This window comes from Leptolyngbya sp. CCNP1308, assembly GCF_034932455.1.
GTDB lineage: Bacteria > Cyanobacteriota > Cyanobacteriia > Phormidesmidales > Phormidesmidaceae > Nodosilinea.
The window spans coordinates 261,994-280,753 of sequence record NZ_JAYGIH010000074.1; the positions used below are offsets into that span (position 1 = coordinate 261,994).

The window sequence follows — 18,760 nt, forward strand, 5'->3', positions numbered from 1 at the left end:
GGGCGAAACAACCGCGCCCGAGGCTGGGTCGCCGTTGGGCTAGGGCTGTTGCTATATCTGGAGTGTAGTCTAATGTGCGATCGCCCCGTTTGAACAACGTCCCGGGGACAGGACAACTCTCTAGGGGCAATAGAGCGGCGAAATAGAGGGCTGCTCCGTTCCGCTGAGGATAGGAGTTTCGCTGGCTCCCAGGGTAATTAGGGCAGCTTTTTGCGCCTCGGTTAGGCCTCTTACCCCGGCGATCGCCATGCCTTCGTAGGGGCGGGGTACCCGCAGGGTGTACTCGTGGCAGTAGATAAAGCCATCGGGGGTGAGCAGTTTGCTCCAGACCTGGATAGTTTCGTCTTGGCTACAGCTGATCAGGCGATCGCCGTCGGCGCTAAAGGTCACATAGCGCACCCATTTGTTGTGGCCACAGAGAGTCTGATGGCACTGGGGCTTTTGGGAATGGCGGCTGCCCAGGTTCCACAGCTTGATAGTGGTATCGCCGCCGCAGCTGGCCAGCCATTGGCCATCGGGGCTAAAGGCGACGGCCAGAACCAGGCTGGGGTGGGTGCCAATGACGGTGCGATGGCCCAATTTCAAATCCCACAGCATGACGTAGCCGTTAGAGCCGCCGCTGGAGAGAAACCGACCGTCGGGGCTAAAGGCCAGCCCCCGCACCCAGCTGCCCTCGCAGGGCAGGGTTTGCAGGCAGGTCTGGGTGTCGAGATCCCACAGGCGCACGGTTTGGTCTTGGCTGCCGCTGGCCAGGCGGCGGCCGTCGGGGCTGATGGCAAGGGTCCACACGCCGCTGGTGTGGCCGGTGAAAATGCCCCGGCAGGTAGAGCTGGCCAGATCCCACAGGCGTAGGGTGCCATCTAGGCTGCCGCTGACCAGGCGACAACTGTCAGAACTAAAGGCCAGTGCCCAGACCTCGTGGCTGTGGTCGGCCCAGGTGGTGCGGCAATGACCAGTTTCACTGTCCCACAGGCGAACGGTGCGATCGTCGCCGCCGCTGGCAATCCAGCGACCGTCGGGGCTGACGGCCACGGCAAACACCCAGCCATCGTGCTCGCCCACGGTTCGCGGTGCCAAGCGGGAAGACTCTTGGGATGGCAGGGGCCAGAGGCGCACCTGACGATCTTGGCCGCCGCTGACCAGATAGTGTCCCTGGGAATGCAGGGCTACCGACCACACGCCGCTGTTGTGGCCACTCAGCATCCGCAGAGCCTGGTGGGTCTGGCTATCCCACAGGCGCACCGACTGATCTTCGCTGGCGCTAGCCAACATGTAGCCGCTCTCTTCGGCCGTCGCACCGCCGACGGGGCTGAAGGCCACGTTTGAAATCCAGCTATTGTGGCCCTTGATGGCCCAGTCAACCTGCCCGGCCCGCCAGTTCCACAGGCGCAGGATCTGGTCATCGCCGCCGCTGGCCAGGGTGCGCCCGTCGGGGCTAAAGGCCACGGAGCGCGCCGCTTGGTGGTGGGCTGAGATCAAAAGCCCATTCGGATCGGGCTGTAGCGATCGCACCTGCACCTGAGTAACAACATCCCAGATGCCGATGCTACCGTCGTGGTGACCGCTGGCCAGGGTCTGGCCGTCGGGGCTAAAGGCGATCGACCACACGGGCGACCCGACGGCCATCACGGTACTGTCGCCGCTGGCCAGATCCCACAGGCGCAGGGTGCCGTCGTAGCTGCCGCTGGCCAGGGGGGCTGGGCGAGTCTGGAAGGGATACCCGTTCTGAGTTGGCTGCCCTGGCTGCGATGCCGCAGGCCTGACGCGACGCGCATCGCCCAGACTCAGACCGCCGCCCAGGTAGCCCTGGGGCGAAAATGCCACCGATCGCACCTCGTCGGTATGGCCCACCAGACTGTGGACTAGGGTTTGAGTCCTCACATCCCACACCCGAATTTGGTGATCTTCGCAGCCGCTGGCCAAAAAGCGCCCGTCGGGGCTAAAAGCCAGGGAAAAAACTCGGCTGGAGGAGGCTTTGAGCTGGCCATAGCGATCGCCGGTTTTGAGATCCCACAGGTCGATGGTGCCGTTGGCGCTGCTGGCCAGGGTCTGGTTGTTGGGGCTAAAGGCCACCGCCCAGCACCAGCCGTCCTGGGCCTGGAGGGTGAGCACGGGCTGGGCGTCGCTGACCCGCCACAGGTGAATTTCGTAGCTGACATCGCTGGCGGCGAGCAGCTCGCCGTCGGGGCTAAAGGCGATCGCCAGCACCTGGCTAAAGGTGTCTTTAAACACCGATCGCGCCAGGTCGGCCTGGGCAAAGTTGGCGTTGTGCAAGGTGCTGTCTTGCAGATCGGCCTGCCAGATTGTCTGCTCAGAAAAGTCCCAGCCCGTCAGGGAAATGTCGGCCTGCTGGAGCAGGTTGAGCACGGTGCCGCCAGCGTAGCTTTGCAGACCCTGCCCCCGCCAGGCGTCGAGGTGGTGGCGCAGGCGATCGGCTAAATCACTAGGGCGCAGCCGCAGCCGTCGCAGCACTGGCTGCAAAATTAGTCGGGTTTGGCTGTCGCGCAGGTAGTCTTTGGCCTGGGCCAACACCAGGGCATGGGTGTGCAGCGCACTGGCGTCGGTGGTGGGCGGTGCCAAAATGGCCTGGCTGATCTGCTCCACCAGCCAGTCGGTGATGTATTCCATCACCACGGGCTGGAGGGTAAAGCGGATGGGGCTGGCCCTGGGGGTATCGCGCTCGATCAGCGATCGCCGCTCTAGGCTGGTGAGGGCCTCGATCAACTCTCCCAGGGCCAGCGGCTCCACCAGAGAGGCACGAATCTGGACGAGGGTGACCGGTTCGCGGTGAATGGCCAGCCAGGCCATCACCTGCTGCTCAACGGTGGTGAGGCGATCGAGCTGGTGGGTCAACAGATCGCGAATATCGCCAAACACTGAGTCGCCCTGGGCCAAAATCTGCACAAACGGCCCCAACTGCCCGTCAAAGAAGTCTTGCACCACAGCGGCCACCATTTTGAGGGCCAGGGGGTTGCCAGCGTAGTGGTTGACCATCTGCTGCCAGTGGTTAGCGGTGCCGGTAAATTGACCCCTGGCCTGGAAGATCGACTGCCCGACGGTCGGCGGCAGCCCCCCCAGGCGCAGGGAGCGAACGGGGAATGCAGCCCCCTCCTGCTGAGCAATTTCTTTAATTTTTTCGCGGCTGGTGAGCACGATGGCGCTCTGGTGGTCAACATTGCCCAGGCTGTGGAACAGTGCCCCGTAGTTTTCGTAGCCCAGCTGGTAGGTGCCGGTGCGATCGCGCGGCTGCAAAATGGTCTCGCCGTTGTCGAGCACAATCAAACTGCGGCGCTGGCGCAGCTGATCGAGCAGCGATCGCAGCAGGCCGTCAAACTCGGCCCCGGTAGGCTCGGGCACGGTTGCCGAAAACACCCCCAGCAGGTCTCTCAGCAGGTCATTGACGGTTGGGGCATGGCGCAGCGATCGCCAGATCACCACCTCAAAATGGTCTTGCACTTGCTGGGCTAGCTTCACCGCCAGGGTGGTTTTGCCCATGCCGCCCATGCCAAAGATGCCCACCAGCCGACAATTATTGGCGAGCACCCAGTCTTGCAGCTGGGCCAGCTCAGCGGTGCGCCCGTAGAATGCCGTGGCCGTGGCGGCATCCCCCCAGTCGCGGCGTCGCCAACCGGGGGCTGAGGTGGACAGGCGCGGGTCTGAGTCAGAGCCTGTGACCGACAAGGTTTTGAGCTGGCGGGCCAGCACCTGCCGCAGGTTGCGCTTGGTGACCTTTTCGCCCAGATTTTCGGAGAGGCACTGCCACAGGTCAGACCCCATCTGCTTGATGTAGCCCACCTCATAGCCCAGCTCCAGGGCCGTGTCCTGGTAGGCGCGATCGCCCCAGGCCTGGTGAAATAAGGTCGCCTGAATTTGGCTTAGCGACTCCACCCCGCGCTCGGCGAGAACTCGCTCAACCAGTCTTAACGCATCGTCGGCGGTCATGGTGGTGTATCCAATGCTACCCACATCTCTAAAACTAAAGCGTGACAGGGCATAGAGGCATTGCTTTGGCCTTGATACTAGCCAAGCCCTACCGCCAACTTTGTACCTTAGGCAACATTTTTCTGGGTCGCTCGGCCTGTGCCCTTGAGAAACGTACCTTTGGCGAACTTTCCTCGAACCTGGTTATCCAGACTCCGTTGGTAATCTCTCTCTAAGTTCAGCTTCGATCTGACGAGCTTTCAGACTCAGATTTCTAACTTGCCGAAATTCCCAACTTAAAGGAGACCCCATGCGAAACCCTACGTTTCAGGTGACCCGTCGCCAGGCGATCCGGGGATTGCTGGCCACCGGTGCCTTTGGCCTCACGGTAAAGCTCAGCGGCTGCAGCACCTCCCCCACGGCGGCGGGGGGCAGCGACACCCTCACGGCGGGGTTTGTCTACGTCGGCCCCAAGGATGACTACGGCTACAACCAGGCCCACGCCGAAGGCCGCGCTAGCCTCGACGGCATCGACGGGGTCAAAACCTCCGAAGAAGCCAGCGTGCCCGAAACCAACGCGGTGCAGGAAAGCATCCGCAGCATGATCGACCTGGACGGGGCCACGGCAATTTTTGCCACCTCCTTTGGCTACTTTGACCCCCACGTGCTGGCTCTGGCCAAGGACTTCCCCGAGGTGCAGTTTTTCCACTGCGGCGGCCTGTACCAAGAGGGTGTTCACCCCGAAAACGTCGGCAGCTACTTTGGCTACATCGACGAAGCCCAATACGTCGCGGGGGTGGTCGCCGCCCACGCCTCGAATAGCAAGCGGCTGGGGTTCATTGCCGCCAAGCCCATTCCCCAGGTGCTGCGCAACGTCAACAGCTTTACCCTGGGGGCTCGCAGTATTGACCCCAGCGTCACCACCCAGGTGATTTTTACCGGCGACTGGGCCGACCCGGTGCGCGAGGCTGAGGCCGCCAACAGCATGGCCGACCAAGGGATAGACGTGCTCACCTGCCATGTGGACAGCCCCAAGGTGGTGATCGAGACCGCCGAACGCCGGGGCATTTTTGCCTCGGGCTACCACGCTAACCAGGCGGAGCTGGCCCCCCAGGGCTACCTCACCGGGGCCGAGTGGGACTGGTCAAACGTGTACAAAAACTACGTCAGCCTCATGCAGGAGGGCAAGACCCTGATGAACGGCGGCATTCCCCACCTGGTGCGGGGCGGTTTTAAGGACGGCTTTTTGAAGCTGTCGCCCTACGGCCCCGCCGTCACCGCCGAAGCCCAGCAGGCGGCAGAGGCCGCCAAGACCCAGCTGGTCTCTGGGGAACTGGTGATCTACAAGGGCGAAATTAAAGACAACCAGGGCAAGACCGTGATTGCTGGCGGTAAAGAACTAGGGCAAACGGCGGTGGAGCTAGAGCAGATGAACTGGCTGGCGGAAGGGGTGATGGGCAGTGTGGGGTAGAGGGCAGGAATTTTGGATTGGCGATTTTGGATTTTGGGAAGCAGGAAGAAACTCCCGTAGGGTGGGCATTGCCCACCATCCAACCTATGCCTCTCTTGAGGATCCCTAACCGTCCTGACCCAAACCCATCCCTAGCAACGTTATTGAGCATCCGGTAAACGAAGGAGCAAATCATGAGCGATCGCTGGCGGAGTCTTCTCGAAAAAATCTGCATTCCCATTGGGGCGCTGGTGGCGGCGCTGGTGCTGTTTGGCCTGTTTTGCGCCCTGGCGGGGGCCAACCCCTTTGGGGTGTATTACTCGATCTACCGCGCCGCCTTTGGCAGCTGGAGTTCGTTTCAAAACACCCTGATCCAGGCCTCGCCGCTGATGCTGAGCGCCCTCTGTACCGCCCTGCCCGCGCGGCTGGGGCTGGTGATTATTGGCAACGAGGGGGCATTGGTGCTGGGGGGACTGGCCGCTGTGGCGGGTGGTCTCACCCTGGGGGGCTGGGGCCTGCCCACGCCTGGGGTGCAGCTGGGTATGGCCCTGGCGGGCATGCTGGCGGGGGGCATCTGGATTGCCATTGTGGGGGCGCTGCGCCACTACCGGGCGGTGAATGAGACCATTAGCAGCCTGCTGATGAACTACATTGCGATCGCCCTGCTCAACCACATGGTCAACGGCCCCATGAAGGACCCCAGCTCCCTCAATAAGCCCTCCACCTACCCGATTCCCGAAATGCACATGCTGGGCAATCTGCCTGGCAGTCGGGTGCACTACGGTTTGGTGCTAGGCCTGGTGGCTTGCGGTCTGGCCTACTTCTTAATTCAGCGCACCACCTTTGGCTTTGCGGCCCGCACCGCCGGGGGCAACATTCGGGCGGCGCGGGTGGCGGGGCTGCCCGTGGGCAAGCTCACCCTGGCGATCTGCTTTTTGGGTGGAGCCTGCGCTGGCCTGGCGGGGATGGTTGAGGTGGCGGCTGTCCACGGTCGCGCCAACGAATCGCTGAACGCGAACTACGGCTATGGCGGCGTGCTGGTAGCCTTTATTGCCCGCCACAACCCGATCGCGGCCAGTCTGGTGGCCCTGCTGTTGGGGGGCATTCTCGCCAGCGGTGGCATTTTACAGCGCAGCCACGGTCTTCCCGACGCCACGGTCATGGTGTTCCAGGGTCTTGTCTTTCTGTCGGTGCTGTACAGCGACTCGCTCTACGGGCGACTGCCTATCTTCAAAGCGCGCCCGGCGCGGCCCGCCAGCCCCCCTATGGCCACGGCGACACCGGTTTAGTGTCCACTGTTTAACCACACCCACGGAGAGTGAGAACCATGGCGACTGAAGCACTGGGATTGTGGGGCGTGCCCCTGGCGATCATTGCTGGCACCCTGCGGGGCAGCGTTCCGTTTCTGTTTGTCAGTTTGGGAGAATGTCTGACTGAAAAAAGCGGCAAGATCAACCTGGGCCTCGAAGGCACCCTGCTGATGGGGGCGATGAGCGCCTACGCCGTGTCGTACCTGACCGGGTCGCCCTGGCTGGGGGTGATTACGGCGGGGGTAGCGGGCATGTTTCTAGGCCTGATTCATGGCTGGCTGTCGCAGCAGCCCCGGGTCAACGACGTGGCGGTGGGCATTGCCATGATCATCTTTGGCAGCGGGCTGGCGTTCTTCTTGGGCAAGCCGTTTATTCAGCCCTCGGCTCCCCAGCTGCCGACGCTGTCTTTGGCGGGGTGGACCCAAATTCCTCAGCTGGAGTCGGCGTTGAGCATTAGCCCGCTGTTTATTTTGGGGGTGGCGATCGCGCCTCTGATGCAGTGGTTCTTTCGCTCGAGCCGCTGGGGGCTGCTGGTGCGCGCCGTGGGCGACAGCCCCGATGCCGCCAAGGCGATGGGTATTTCGATCTTTAAGGTGCGCATGGCCAGCATTGTGGCGGGCAGCTTTTTGGCCGGTATCGGCGGCGCATCTCTCTCGCTGTTTTACCCCGGCAGCTGGTCAGAGCGCATCTCCAGCGGCCAGGGTTTAATGGCCGTGGCCCTGGTGATTTTTGCCCGCTGGAACCCGATTCAGTGCCTCTACGCTTCGCTGCTGTTTGGCGGTGCCCAGGCCATTGGCCCGGCGATGCAGTCGGTGGGCATTGACGCCTACTACTATCTGTTCAACGCTTCGCCGTACATTCTGACCTTGCTGATTATGGTGATCACCTGCTCGCCCAAGCGCACGCTAACCGGCGCACCGGGAGCCTTGGGACAAGCTCAGGAGTAACAGTTCTATCCGGTTGCCTAGAGCATGATGAAGAGCTGAAGAGTGCAAGGCAAAAGAGCGAAGAGCGAAGCATGAAACGTTAGCCAGCCCCCTTGAGATCATTGGAGAACCGCCATGGGAATTTTCGTTGAAGCCGAGCCGTACCCGTACCCCTACGACGGGGAGCTGCGTCCCGAAAACACGGCGCTGATTGTGATTGACATGCAGACCGATTTTTGCGGCATCGGCGGCTATGTCGACAAGATGGGCTATGACCTGTCGCTCACCCGCGCCCCGATCGCCCCGATCGCCAAGCTGCTAGACGTGCTGCGCGATCGCCACTTCACCATCATCCACACCCGCGAGGGCCATCGCCCCGATCTCTCAGACCTGCCGGAGAACAAACAGTGGCGATCGCGCCAGATTGGCGCAGGCATTGGCGACCCCGGCCCCTGCGGACGCATTCTGGTGCGCGGCGAACCCGGCTGGGAACTCATCCCTGAGCTGCAACCGCTGCCCGGCGAAGTGGTGATCGACAAACCTGGCAAAGGCTCGTTTTACGCCACCGACCTCGATTTAATTTTGACCCGCAAGGGCATTCGCAACATTATTCTGGCGGGCATCACCACCGATGTCTGCGTCCACACCACCATGCGCGACGCCAACGATCGCGGCTACGAGTGCCTGCTGCTGTCCGACTGTACAGGCGCCACCGACTACGGCAACCACCTGGCCGCGCTAAAAATGGTCAAAATGCAGGGCGGCGTCTTTGGCGCGGTGGCCCATTCCGAAGCGCTGATCGAAGCGTTGGTTTAGGCCGAGAAGTCTGATCTGAGATGGACGTTGGGGAAATGGTGGGCAGTGCCCACCCTACGGTACCTCCACCAGTCCACCCTACATTCCCTATCTCCCCATTACCCCATCACCTCCCACTCCCCTATGGAAACCGCAATTGCTGCTCCGCAAACTAAAACCGCCCCGCCCGAGCTAGAGGTAATCAACCTCACCAAACGCTTCGGCACCTTCACCGCCCTCGACCAGGTCTCGATCAAAGTCACCCCCGGCAGCTTCCACGCCCTGCTGGGGGAAAACGGGGCGGGCAAAAGCACCCTGGTGAAGTGCATCATGGGCTTTTACACCCCCACCTCGGGGGAAGTGCTGGTTGACAAGCAGTGCCGCGATATCGCCAGCCCCAAGGATGCCCACCACTTTGGTCTGGGCATGGTTTACCAGCACTTCACCTCAGTGCCCGCCATGACCGTGGCCGAAAACCTGGTGCTCTCGCGCTACGACAGCCCCCAGTGGATCAACTGGAAGGCCGAGTACGATCGCCTCGACGCCTTTATGGCCACCTCGCCCTTTCAAATCGATCTGCGTACTCCCATTGCTCAACTGGCGGCGGGCCAGAAGCAGAAGCTTGAAATTCTCAAGCAGCTCTACCTGAATAGCCGGGTGCTGATTCTCGATGAGCCCACCTCGGTGCTCACCCCCGACGAGGCCGACGAGGTGCTGGGCCTGCTGCGGGAAGAAGTCACCGCAGGTCACCTCAGCGTGCTGATGATCTCCCACAAGTTTCGCGAGGTGATGGCCTTTACCGATGAGGTGACGGTGCTGCGCAAGGGCAAACTGGCGGGCCACGGCTACGTGCGCGACCTGACCGTCGATGACATGGCCCACATGATGCTGGGCGAAAAGACTGAGGCCACCCCGGTCGAAAAGGTGGCGATCGCCGACTCGCGCCCCGTTCTAGAGCTGCGGGAACTCTGCGCCGATCGCGACAACGGCTTGCCCGCCGTGTGCAGCGCCAGCCTGGTCGTCAACAGCGGCGAGATCGTCGGCATTGCGGGTGTCTCGGGCAACGGCCAGCGCGAGTTGGTGGAAGTGCTGGCGGGTCAGCGCCCCCGCCACAGCGGCGACATTCTCGTCAACGGCGAGCCCTACCAGTCGACCCGCAAAGAAATGGCCCGCCACCAGGTCTACACCCTGCCCGAAGAACCGCTGCGCAACGCCTGCGTGCCCCACATGAGCGTGGCCGAAAACATGGCTCTGCGCACCTTTGACAAGCCGCCTCAGGCCAAACGTGGGCTACTGAGCTTGATCAACATTCGCCGCATGGCGGAGGGCCTAGTCAAGGTATTTTCGGTCAAAACCCCGTCGGTGGATACTCCGGTGGGCAATCTCTCGGGCGGCAATGTACAGCGCACCGTGCTGGCACGCGAGCTGTCATCGACGGAAATCAACCTGCTGATTGCTGCTAACCCCTGCTTTGGCCTCGACTTTTCGGCGGTGGACTACATTCATACCCAGATTCTCGCCGCCCGCAATCGCGGCGTGGCGGTGCTGTTGGTGAGTGAAGACCTGGACGAGCTGCTAAAGCTGAGCGATCGCATTGTTGTGATCAGCGATGGCGAACTGGTCTACGAAAGCCCCACCGCCACCGCCGACATCAAAACCCTGGGTCACAAAATGGCCGGACATTAGTAGTGAAGAGTCGATGGGTGGATGAGCAATTGTGATGAGCAATTGTAGGGTGCATTCGCAAAGCAATGCACCAGCTCTAACAGGGCTGCCGTAACCAGGAATGATGCATACATGATGATTAGAAAACTCTGATGCAACCAATTGTTTTACCCGATCTGAAGGCGATGGCGCTTGACCCAGACCTGGCCTGGGAGCCGTTTCGGCTTGGTGTGGAGATCCATCGGCTCTATCCCGCTGAGCCCGATGGGGCCGCTGCCGCCCTGCTGCGCTACCAGCCCGGAGCCAGCGTTCCCCACCACCGCCACACCGGCTTTGAGCATATTTTGGTGCTCTCCGGCTCCCAAACCGACGATAACGGCACTTACCCAGCGAGCACCTTGGTAGTCAACCTCCCCGGTACCCACCATACCGTCAGCAGCACCGACGGCTGCATCGTCCTTGCCATCTGGGCCAAACCCGTCCACATCGAGGAATAACCAGCCCAACAGATTATCCGTAGGGGCTTAGCAGTGCTAAGCCCCTACCTATCCACCTATCCACCCATCCACCCGTTACCCCCATGCCCCTCCCTGCCCTCCCCTACCCCTACCCCCTACCCTCCACCGGCCTGGCGCTGATCATCATCGATATGCAGCGCGACTTCATCGAGCCGGGCGGCTTTGGCGATGCCCTGGGCAACGATGTCAGTCTGCTGCGATCGATCATTCCCAACGTCAAGGCGTTGCAGGAAGCGTTTCGGCGCTACAACCTGCCGATTTTTCAGACCGTAGAAGGGCACCGGCCCGATCTGTCGGACTGTCCACCGTCGAAGCGCGATCGCGGCCGTGGCTCCCTCAAAATCGGCGATCACGGCCCCATGGGGCGCATTCTGGTGCTGGGCGAACCGGGCAACAGCATCATCCCCGAACTCGCGCCCCTGCCCGGCGAGGTGATTATTCCAAAACCCGGCAAGGGAGCCTTCTACGCCACCGAACTAGAAGCCCACCTCCAAGCCCAGGACATTACCCACCTGATTATTACCGGCGTGACCACCGAAGTCTGCGTGCAGACCACCATGCGGGAAGCCAACGATCGCGGCTACGAATGCCTGCTGGTCGAAGACGCCACCGAGAGCTACTTTCCCGAATTCAAGCAGTCTACCCTAGAGATGGTGCGCGCCCAGGATGGCATCATCGGCTGGACGGGGTTGACTGAGGCCCTGCTCAGCGCCCTAGCGGCTCAGTACGGGGCTCCGGTAATGGCTTAGGGATGGGGCAGAGGTGAGCACAAGCGAACCGCTGGAGAGTTTTTAGGGGCGATCGCCGCCTCTCAAGCCCCTAAATAGTCCTGTTGTCACCTTGTCACTCTGTCGAATCGGGGGTTTTGGGGTTATCCCTTCTGGCAGACAACATCACTCGGTTCAAATCGTTAAAGTCTGTAACGAAAGCGTTATTAGCCTTAGCCTGTTCAAAACATAAGCTCAGCTTGAACTTAGTTTTTTGGCAAAGCGCAGCGCAGAACCTTACACAGGAGGTCTCCATGACCTACTTAACCCTAGACTCGATTAAAGAGCCTCTAAAACAGTTCGAAACTTTTGATGCTGACACCCAGCTAGCTCTGTTGTGGTACGGCTATTTAGACATCAAAGATCAGCTCAATCCTAACCCCGACAGCAAGGTAGAAGGAATGGGCCAAACCCTCTACGACCATGTAGTCGTTTTGTCTAAAGACGACCAGCTTCAGGCCCAGCGCGACGTCGCCAACCGGGCAGATACCGATATCAGCAACCAATATGGTGCCCTCAGCCCCTCGTCGAAGCTAGAGTTTTGGCTTCTGCTGGCCCAGGGTATGGAGTCGGGCGAGATCATCAACGTCCCTAGCGACTACTCTTTACCTGAGCACACCCAGGGATTTGTTGACCAAATCAAAGCCCTAGACTTTGAGCAGCGGATTAACTTTACCCGCAACGCGGTCACCGGTATGGGCCTGCAAAAGACCACTCTCGGGTAACAGCAAATGCCCTCGACAGGCGCCGGCCAACAAACACGTTAGCGTTAGCTGCTGCTAATCTGTTGGGCATCAAAAATCGAGATGTCTGTAGGCAGGTAAAGGGAGTGTAGCTGAGCAGCAATTGGCTTGCCAGGTTTTGCTCAGCTACACTCCCAACCTGCACATTTAAGTTTGACAGAACAGTCGTAGATTTTAGGAGCCAGCCCCTAAGCAGAGTAAGCGCAAGAAAACCATCGAAAAATTGTGCTAGGTTGCGAGCCCTGCGGCGAGGACAGTGAGCATGTAATCAGGACTCATCGAAGCTCGCTTCGCCTTCTACTTGAGACTTCGTTTCTTTGAGGTTTCCTGGTTCAGCACACTGATAGCCAAGCGACGCAAGAGCGCCATGTTCTCACCCCCATGGCCCCGACGAATGCGAGAGTGATCCTCACCCCAAGTGACACAAGCACCCAGTGGAGTTGATTCTCGATGCCCCAATGAGTGCGAATCGCCCGACCAAATGACCGCTGCATCGCAGGGCAACGACGTGAGATAAACCATCGTCTCTCGGGTGATCTTATTCCAGAAGTGTCAGACCCGCTTCACCAGGACGAGGGTTTTGAGTCCCGCCCATTGCCCGATTTGGTGTAAGTCTCCTACGACGGCAACCGGTACGGCCCACACGTGACGATGCTCTCGTCGATGATGGTCCGACTCTACTCGAGCGTCAGACCTGTGCTCTAGCCCCTCAAAGTGTGTGGCCTCGGCCTGCTCAAACCACGCTATGACCTCGGCCCACAAAATAGGGTGGTTGGCTTTAAGACAGAGGACGTAATCAGCACCGTGCCCAATGATTTCACGGGCAATCTCCTTCTGGGTGCCCATGGCATCTAGGGTAATGATGCAGCCGCTAATATCGAGCAACTTGAACAACGCGGGAATGGCGGTAATCTAATTGCTCTTGGAGACCACCTTCACCAGGCCTAACAACAGCCGATGCTCGCTAGCCCAGGCGCAGCCGACGGTAGGTGTCGGCATAGGGCACCCCGTTCGGTAACGAGAACAGGGTGCTCAGCCATGCCTCGTGGCTCTCGGCATAGGTTTCGATGTCCTCCCAACCCGTCGCTCCCCCAATGACGCCTAAAATCGCAATCATCACAATGCTCAAGAACGGGTGCTCTATCCCCTGACTGCCGCGTGGATCTTCTAATTCAGCAAAGTGTGACTTCCACTGCTGTTGAATTGAGGCGGCACCAGTGGCTGCGCATAAGGGCGATTTGGGCTAACCGGCTTTAGCGGTCTCTTCGTTGGGAACAAAGCCTTGGCTCATGGGGACTCGCTAAAGGTCGCAGTGATAGGATGCCCTTAGCATGTCACAGACCTATTTTTCTTGCGCTTACCCTGGCTCACCCCTGAGATCAGCGATCAATATCTACGGTAGATCGCGAATGCTGTCGTAGACGACAACTCCGCTATTCTGTCGCGTCTACTCGCCAAGTACGAGGTCAGTGGGAATGCGAAAGCCTTATCCATCATCACGCAGATCTCACCAGCGGTTTGGCGACACATCCATCTGAATGGGCACCACACCTCTCCAGAACGGGGCAGGCGATCGCCCTGGATGCGATCGCGGCAGGGCTAGATTTGGGCTGACAGAAATTTCTGGTTTCTGGGCTTACACTCCCTTGCTCGTTGAGAACATCTCGCTTGTGCTGGGGCGCTGCCGCGATCGCAGATGGCTGCGATCGCGGCAGCACCAAAACGCCTGTTTCTTTGTGAGCGGCTTGCTTAATAGCGAATCTGTAGGGTCACTTGGGCCTGTACCGTTTGCTCGCCCCCTACCACCGGGGTAGAGGCATCGGCCTGTGCATACTCGGCCCGTCGCAGCATCGGTACCGGCACAGGCGGGGCAGCCCCGTTGATTTGAATGCTGACGATCTCCTGCGATCGCAGATTCAAACTCCCCAGCACCACTCCCGCCTGAGACTGGGCATCTTCGACGGCCTCGCGCAGCGCCTGCTGACGAGCCGCCTCTAGAGCCGCGTCTTCGGCCACAAAGCTGACGCTGCGAATTTGGTTGGCCCCGGCATTTACCGCATCATCGAGCAAGGAGCCAGCGCTCTCGGTGGGCACCCGAAAGCTGACGGTGTTGCTGCCGCTGTAGCCGATCACATCGGTGCGGCCATTCTCGTAGTTGTAGCGGGGGCTGAGCTGAATGCCGGTAGTTTCGAGTTTTTCGACCTGGCGCGATCGCAGCAGTTCGACCACCGCCGCCGTGCGCTGGGCCACCTCGCGCTGCACGGCTTCAGCATCGGTGCCCTGCACATCGACCCCCAGGTCGATCTGGGTCTTGGTGGTGGGTACCGACTCTTCGCCCTGGCCGGTTACGGTAAGCGTTCTCATGGCCGCCTCCTGGGCGATCGCGGTGGGGGTAAAGACAGGCACAAAACCGAGCCCCGACACCAGGGTCGCCGACACCACCGCCGCCGCCGCCAACCGTCTAGGGGCAAAAGATTTGATTTTCATGGGGCCTCACACTCATTTATAGAAGCTAGTCCATTCACTGTGCCACGGCACTCCTAGACCAGCGGCGTTGTTACCAATTTCGATACAGACTGCCGAGGCCCATCGAGCATTTTGAGCTAAGGGGTTATGATTTTTTTACAGGAATTGCCGTTGCAGTACCATCACGTCTGCTTAGAAAGCAGCACCTGAGAGGGCTTTTATGCCGATACACCCGAAAAACTCTATCGATAGAGAGCAGGTGCTGACCCGGCTCAAGGCAATTAAGCCTGAGCTAGTAAAGCAGTATTCAATCAGCAAAATCGGCATTTTTGGTTCAGTGGCCAGAAACGAAGCTCACGACAACAGTGATATTGATGTGGTGGTTTACATGCAGCCAAATCTGTTAAAACGCGCACGTCTCAAAGCCGAGCTTGAGGAAATCTTTGGCACAGAGGTCGATATCATTCGATACAGAGAGTCAATGAATCCTTTTCTCAAGGCCAGAATTCAGCAAGATGTCATCTATGTCTGATCGCTCCCTTCTTCTAGAGTTGCTGCTCGAAGTAGAAGAAGCGATTCGTAGAATTGAGCGCCGCTTTACAGATATCGCTCGACCCTATGATTTTGTAGCCAGCGATGACGGCCTTGACCGGCTCGACGCCATCGGTATGATGCTGATTGCCATTAGCGAAAATATTAGAAGAATTCACAAAATCGTCGGCGATGAATGGTTCGATCGCTATCCTGACGTCAACTGGTCGGATGTTAAAGGTATTCGAAACATACTGGCTCACGACTATTTCGATATTGACCCAGAGGAGGTTTATCAAATCTGCTCTACTGATATTGGCATTCTCAAGCGCGAACTCGAAAGAATGCGCAACGACATTTTTTAGTCTTAATCGCAAGCTTGAAAATTTAGATGCCGTTGCGGATTAAACCGATTTTCTACAAATAGGCCACCGTTACCCCAGTGCCGCCATCGGCTTGGGCGGCAGGCTCAAACCGCTGAATCTGCGGGTGACGCTTGAGGTATTCGTGCACCCCCGCCTTGAGCTTACCGGTGCCGTGGCCGTGGATGATCCACAGGGCACCGCTGCCCTGGGCGATCGCCTCCTCCAGCACCGCCTCCGACTCGGCCACCCGCATGCCGCGCAGATCGATGGTGTTGCGGCTGGTGCGAATGGCCGGGGCCGGGGGCGCAGCCTGGGCAGCGGGCACGGTGTCGGCGGGTTTAGTCTTCACCGGCACCTCCGCCTTTTCGCCCCGCAGCGACTCGATATCGGCCAGGCTGACGGTGGTTTTCATCAGCCCAAAGCGCACGGTAATGCGGTGGTCGTCGTCGGGGGCAGTCAGCACCTCAGCAGTCTGCCCCAGGCTGGGAATGCGGACGCGATCGCCCACCGCCGGTCGATAGCCCGGTTTCGCTGGGGTCGCAGCAGCAGCAGGCAGATGTGACTGGCCGATCGCATCCACCGCCGCTGTGGCTCGCTGGGCATCTTGAGCGGTGACATCGCCCTGCTGCAACCGGCGAATCACCTTGGCGATATCGCGCTTGGCGTCGGCGATTGCCTGCTGCACCGCCGCCTGCTGCTGGAGCTTGAGTTCCTGCTCGCGATCGCGCAGCATGTCAGCCTTGTGCTGCACCTCACGGTGGAGCTTTTCGGTGGCGGCCAGCAGTTCGGCGGCCTCCTGCGATCGCTCCTCCTGCTGGCGACGCTGGGCCTCCAGCCCCGCAATCACCTGGTTGACATCATCCTGGGATCCTGTGGCCATCAGGGTCGCCGCGGCATCGATCACCCCCGCATTCAGCCCCAGGCGACGGGCAATCGCCAGCGCATTCGATCGCCCCGGAATGCCCCACAGCAGTCGATAGGTCGGTGACAGCGTCGCCTCATCAAACTCCACCGACGCATTCTCAAACCGCCCATCCTGGTACTTCAGCGCCTTCAGCTCGCCGTAGTGGGTCGTCGCCATCGTCAGCCGCGCCCGATCGGCTAGGTGCTTGAGCAGAGCAATGGCCAGGGCGGTGCCCTCTGTGGGGTCGGTGCCTGCGCCGACTTCGTCGAGGAGGATGAGGGCGTTGGTGGGTGTGTGGGTGTGTGGGTGTGTGGGTGTGTGGGTGTGTGGGTGAGGGGAAAAAGCAGACAACTCATCCATCTCTTCCTCACTCACCTCACCTTCTCCACCTACCTCACCTTCCCCACCTCCTAGTGCCGTCAAAATCCGCCCAATCCGCCGAATATGACCCGAAAATGTCGAAAGGCTCTGCTCAATCGACTGCTCATCGCCAATGTCAGCTAGCACCTGCCCAAACCAGGGAATTTCCACCGGTTCACGGGCGGGTACGTAGAGGCCAGCGCGGGCCATCAGCGCCGCCAGGCCCAGGGTTTTGAGGGTGACGGTTTTGCCGCCGGTATTGGGGCCGGTAATTGCTACCACCCGCAGCTCGGGGCGAATCAGCAGGTTAATGGGCACCACCTCTGGCCCCTGTTCATGACGCTGCTGCCACACCAGTAACGGATGGCGCAGCTGACGCAGAGTGGTTTGCTCCTGGGGTTCGATAAACCGGGGCGGGTTGGCCTCTAGCCACAGCGAGTAGCGGGCGCGGGCGTGGGCCAGATCTAGCTCGGTAACTACCGCCAGCAGGTGAGCCAAGTCATCATAGACCTCCGCCACGGCGTCGCTGAGCTGCCGCAGCACCACCTCTTCCTCGGTCTTTTCCTGGCGCAGCAGCTGGCGCAGGCGGTTGCCCAGTTCGACCACCGCCTGGGGCTCGATGTAGAGGGTCGCGCCGCTGGCCGAGGCATCGTGCACAATGCCGGGCACCGCGTCTTTTTGCGGGGCTTTGACCGGCAGCACAAAGCGATCGCCCCGCTGGGTAATCAACAGCTCCTGCATGGCCCCCGACTGGCGCTGCAAAATTCGCTGGAGCCGCTGCTGAATGTCTTGCCGGGTCGATTTGAGGCGATCGCGAATGCCTCCCAGCTTGGGGCTGGCTCGGTCGGTGACATCGCCGCGATCGTCGATGCAGTGGTAAATCTGCTGTTCTAGCTCAGGATGGGTGCTCAGGTCGGCCACCAGAGCTTGCAGCACCGGCAGATCTTCTGGCGGTTGGGCGTCAATGGTGCGGCGCAGCTGGCGCGCCCCGTTGAGGGTAGTGGCAATGGCCAGCAGCTCCTCGCCGCCGAGCAGCCCCTGGCGGTAGGCCCGCTCCACCGCCATCCCAATGTCGCGAATGCCGCCAAAATTGAGGCCGCTATTGTTTTGCTCTAGCCAGTCGGCCTCCTGGGTCTGAGTCAGCAGGCTAACGCTAGCCGCCTGGGTTTCAGGAGGTTGCAGAGCCTGGGCCACTAGGGTGCCCCGCTTGGTGGCGGCAAAGGTCGATAGGTGCTGGCAAAGCCGGGGCCACTCCAGCAGATCCAGGGTTTCGTGGTGAATCAACGGCAGCTCAGACAGAAGAATTACGCTCGCTCAGTGCATTGCCCTAGGGGCATCTCTTCAGTATAAAGAACTCCCGCTGCCGAAACCTAGGAGTCGCCATCGACCGAGCTTCGCCACGGTTCTGCACCCTGTTCCAGGTCACCATCGCCATTGCCGAACCCTAAGCCCCCGGTGTTGTTAAGCCCCCTCAATAAATGACCTCTCACCACCACCATCGGGAATGCTAGATCAAAACCGGCTGCCAGTAGCATACTGTTACGGCACCAGCATGTGACGACCGTCACGCTGACTTCTCTAGAGTAGACCAACTGGCCTGTAGGGCCCAGGCAATACCCCCTCAATGCGATGGCGCAGCCTCCCCGGAGGGGAATTGCCCGAGTGACTCAGTTCCCACCTATCCCCGCCCCTGAATCTGTGCCTGAAAACCACCTGGTTAACGCCACCGTCTCGACGGCAACCATCGACCCATCGCCCCTGCGAGTCAGCACAGATGACACGGTACAGGGGGTTGTCGAGGCTATGGCCATGGCCGTCAAAACCTACGCCCTGGTGTATGGCGGGGAAGCGTTAGCTGGAGTCTTTTGCTACGCCAACGCCGCTCGGGCCACGGCTGAACTGGCCGACTTTAAGCGGGCGATCGCCGGACAGTGGATGACCCCCCCTCAGTCAGCTGCAACCCCTGAGTCCATCCCTGGCCTGGCCCCTGGCCCTGAGCGCCCTGTATCCCAATCAGCTCTATCTGCCCGTTATTGACC

16 protein-coding genes and 1 pseudogene are annotated in these 18,760 nt (G+C 60.2%); 12 read left to right on the forward strand and 5 right to left on the reverse strand.

Annotated elements, in window-relative coordinates; translation table 11 throughout:
- Positions 1 to 120: 120 nt before the first annotated feature.
- Positions 121 to 3,942 (reverse strand): NB-ARC domain-containing protein, encoded by a 3,822-nt coding sequence (locus VB780_RS19760; protein ID WP_323352893.1) that lies wholly within the window; start codon positions 3,940 to 3,942, stop codon positions 121 to 123.
- A gap of 289 nt (positions 3,943 to 4,231) precedes the next feature.
- Between VB780_RS19760 and VB780_RS19765 the strand changes: the two genes are divergently transcribed.
- The 8 genes from VB780_RS19765 (at position 4,232) to VB780_RS19800 (ending at position 12,077) form a co-directional block, all read left to right on the forward strand.
- The gene (locus tag VB780_RS19765; RefSeq protein ID WP_323352894.1) at positions 4,232 to 5,392 is read left to right on the forward strand and encodes a BMP family ABC transporter substrate-binding protein; all 1,161 of its coding nucleotides are present in this window, start codon (positions 4,232 to 4,234) and stop codon (positions 5,390 to 5,392) included.
- A 173-nt stretch (positions 5,393 to 5,565) separates the two neighbouring features.
- Positions 5,566 to 6,660 (forward strand): ABC transporter permease, encoded by a 1,095-nt coding sequence (locus VB780_RS19770; protein WP_323352895.1) that lies wholly within the window; start codon positions 5,566 to 5,568, stop codon positions 6,658 to 6,660.
- A 38-nt stretch (positions 6,661 to 6,698) separates the two neighbouring features.
- Complete coding sequence (locus VB780_RS19775; protein WP_323352896.1) at positions 6,699 to 7,628, forward strand: ABC transporter permease; 930 nt, start codon at positions 6,699 to 6,701, stop codon at positions 7,626 to 7,628.
- A 114-nt stretch (positions 7,629 to 7,742) separates the two neighbouring features.
- On the forward strand, positions 7,743 to 8,423 hold the full coding sequence (locus VB780_RS19780) for an isochorismatase family cysteine hydrolase (protein ID WP_323352897.1): 681 nt from the start codon (positions 7,743 to 7,745) through the stop codon (positions 8,421 to 8,423).
- 123 nt (positions 8,424 to 8,546) lie between these two features.
- Positions 8,547 to 10,088: an ABC transporter ATP-binding protein gene (locus tag VB780_RS19785; RefSeq protein ID WP_323352898.1), complete on the forward strand. Its 1,542-nt coding sequence runs from the start codon at positions 8,547 to 8,549 to the stop codon at positions 10,086 to 10,088.
- A gap of 131 nt (positions 10,089 to 10,219) precedes the next feature.
- A complete protein-coding gene (locus VB780_RS19790) occupies positions 10,220 to 10,564 on the forward strand; it encodes a cupin domain-containing protein (protein ID WP_323352899.1) in 345 nt (114 codons plus the stop codon).
- Between the two features lie 83 nt (positions 10,565 to 10,647).
- Entirely contained in the window at positions 10,648 to 11,334 is a 687-nt protein-coding gene (locus VB780_RS19795; protein WP_323352900.1) for an isochorismatase family cysteine hydrolase, read from the forward strand.
- Between the two features lie 272 nt (positions 11,335 to 11,606).
- Positions 11,607 to 12,077 (forward strand): orange carotenoid protein N-terminal domain-containing protein, encoded by a 471-nt coding sequence (locus tag VB780_RS19800; RefSeq protein WP_323352901.1) that lies wholly within the window; start codon positions 11,607 to 11,609, stop codon positions 12,075 to 12,077.
- A 570-nt stretch (positions 12,078 to 12,647) separates the two neighbouring features.
- On the opposite strand, the gene VB780_RS19805 is transcribed toward VB780_RS19800, so the two are convergent.
- Together VB780_RS19805 and VB780_RS19810 are read right to left on the reverse strand one after the other, a co-directional pair.
- Positions 12,648 to 12,989 carry an ISAs1 family transposase gene (locus tag VB780_RS19805; protein WP_323352902.1) on the reverse strand — a complete coding sequence of 114 codons (342 nt, stop codon included), beginning with the start codon at positions 12,987 to 12,989 and terminating at the stop codon, positions 12,648 to 12,650.
- Between the two features lie 70 nt (positions 12,990 to 13,059).
- Positions 13,060 to 13,224: a transposase family protein gene (locus tag VB780_RS19810; RefSeq protein ID WP_323352903.1), complete on the reverse strand. Its 165-nt coding sequence runs from the start codon at positions 13,222 to 13,224 to the stop codon at positions 13,060 to 13,062.
- 273 nt (positions 13,225 to 13,497) lie between these two features.
- On the opposite strand from VB780_RS19810, the pseudogene VB780_RS19815 reads away from it, so the two are divergent.
- A pseudogene (locus VB780_RS19815) lies at positions 13,498 to 13,709 on the forward strand (Tn3 family transposase); the annotation flags it as partial.
- A gap of 135 nt (positions 13,710 to 13,844) precedes the next feature.
- On the opposite strand, the gene VB780_RS19820 reads toward VB780_RS19815, so the two are convergent.
- A complete protein-coding gene (locus VB780_RS19820) occupies positions 13,845 to 14,582 on the reverse strand; it encodes an SIMPL domain-containing protein (protein ID WP_323352904.1) in 738 nt (245 codons plus the stop codon).
- 199 nt (positions 14,583 to 14,781) lie between these two features.
- On the opposite strand from VB780_RS19820, the gene VB780_RS19825 reads away from it, so the two are divergent.
- Both VB780_RS19825 and VB780_RS19830 read left to right on the forward strand, forming a co-directional pair.
- Positions 14,782 to 15,093 carry a nucleotidyltransferase family protein gene (locus VB780_RS19825; protein ID WP_323352905.1) on the forward strand — a complete coding sequence of 104 codons (312 nt, stop codon included), beginning with the start codon at positions 14,782 to 14,784 and terminating at the stop codon, positions 15,091 to 15,093.
- On the forward strand, positions 15,086 to 15,457 hold the full coding sequence (locus VB780_RS19830) for a DUF86 domain-containing protein (protein WP_323352906.1): 372 nt from the start codon (positions 15,086 to 15,088) through the stop codon (positions 15,455 to 15,457). Before VB780_RS19825 ends, VB780_RS19830 begins: the two co-directional genes overlap by 8 nt.
- Before the next feature lie 52 nt (positions 15,458 to 15,509).
- On the opposite strand, the gene VB780_RS19835 is transcribed toward VB780_RS19830, so the two are convergent.
- Positions 15,510 to 18,005 carry an endonuclease MutS2 gene (locus VB780_RS19835; protein WP_323352907.1) on the reverse strand — a complete coding sequence of 832 codons (2,496 nt, stop codon included), beginning with the start codon at positions 18,003 to 18,005 and terminating at the stop codon, positions 15,510 to 15,512.
- A 345-nt stretch (positions 18,006 to 18,350) separates the two neighbouring features.
- Between VB780_RS19835 and VB780_RS19840 the strand changes: the two genes are divergently transcribed.
- Positions 18,351 to 18,758, forward strand: coding sequence for a hypothetical protein (locus VB780_RS19840; RefSeq protein ID WP_323352908.1), 408 nt, complete (start codon positions 18,351 to 18,353; stop codon positions 18,756 to 18,758).
- The last annotated feature ends 2 nt before the right edge of the window (positions 18,759 to 18,760 follow it).

Excerpts from the sequence above, each read along its gene's own strand:
- VB780_RS19760 (WP_323352893.1), bottom strand. The coding sequence starts at position 3,942 with ATGACCGCCGACGATGCGTTAAGACTGGTTGAGCGAGTTCTCGCCGAG.
- VB780_RS19765 (WP_323352894.1), top strand. The coding sequence starts at position 4,232 with ATGCGAAACCCTACGTTTCAGGTGACCCGTCGCCAGGCGATCCGGGGA.
- VB780_RS19770 (WP_323352895.1), top strand. The coding sequence starts at position 5,566 with ATGAGCGATCGCTGGCGGAGTCTTCTCGAAAAAATCTGCATTCCCATT.
- VB780_RS19775 (WP_323352896.1), top strand. The coding sequence starts at position 6,699 with ATGGCGACTGAAGCACTGGGATTGTGGGGCGTGCCCCTGGCGATCATT.
- VB780_RS19780 (WP_323352897.1), top strand. The coding sequence starts at position 7,743 with ATGGGAATTTTCGTTGAAGCCGAGCCGTACCCGTACCCCTACGACGGG.
- VB780_RS19785 (WP_323352898.1), top strand. The coding sequence starts at position 8,547 with ATGGAAACCGCAATTGCTGCTCCGCAAACTAAAACCGCCCCGCCCGAG.
- VB780_RS19790 (WP_323352899.1), top strand. The coding sequence starts at position 10,220 with ATGCAACCAATTGTTTTACCCGATCTGAAGGCGATGGCGCTTGACCCA.
- VB780_RS19795 (WP_323352900.1), top strand. The coding sequence starts at position 10,648 with ATGCCCCTCCCTGCCCTCCCCTACCCCTACCCCCTACCCTCCACCGGC.
- VB780_RS19800 (WP_323352901.1), top strand. The coding sequence starts at position 11,607 with ATGACCTACTTAACCCTAGACTCGATTAAAGAGCCTCTAAAACAGTTC.
- VB780_RS19820 (WP_323352904.1), bottom strand. The coding sequence starts at position 14,582 with ATGAAAATCAAATCTTTTGCCCCTAGACGGTTGGCGGCGGCGGCGGTG.
- VB780_RS19825 (WP_323352905.1), top strand. The coding sequence starts at position 14,782 with ATGCCGATACACCCGAAAAACTCTATCGATAGAGAGCAGGTGCTGACC.
- VB780_RS19830 (WP_323352906.1), top strand. The coding sequence starts at position 15,086 with ATGTCTGATCGCTCCCTTCTTCTAGAGTTGCTGCTCGAAGTAGAAGAA.
- VB780_RS19840 (WP_323352908.1), top strand. The coding sequence starts at position 18,351 with ATGGCGCAGCCTCCCCGGAGGGGAATTGCCCGAGTGACTCAGTTCCCA.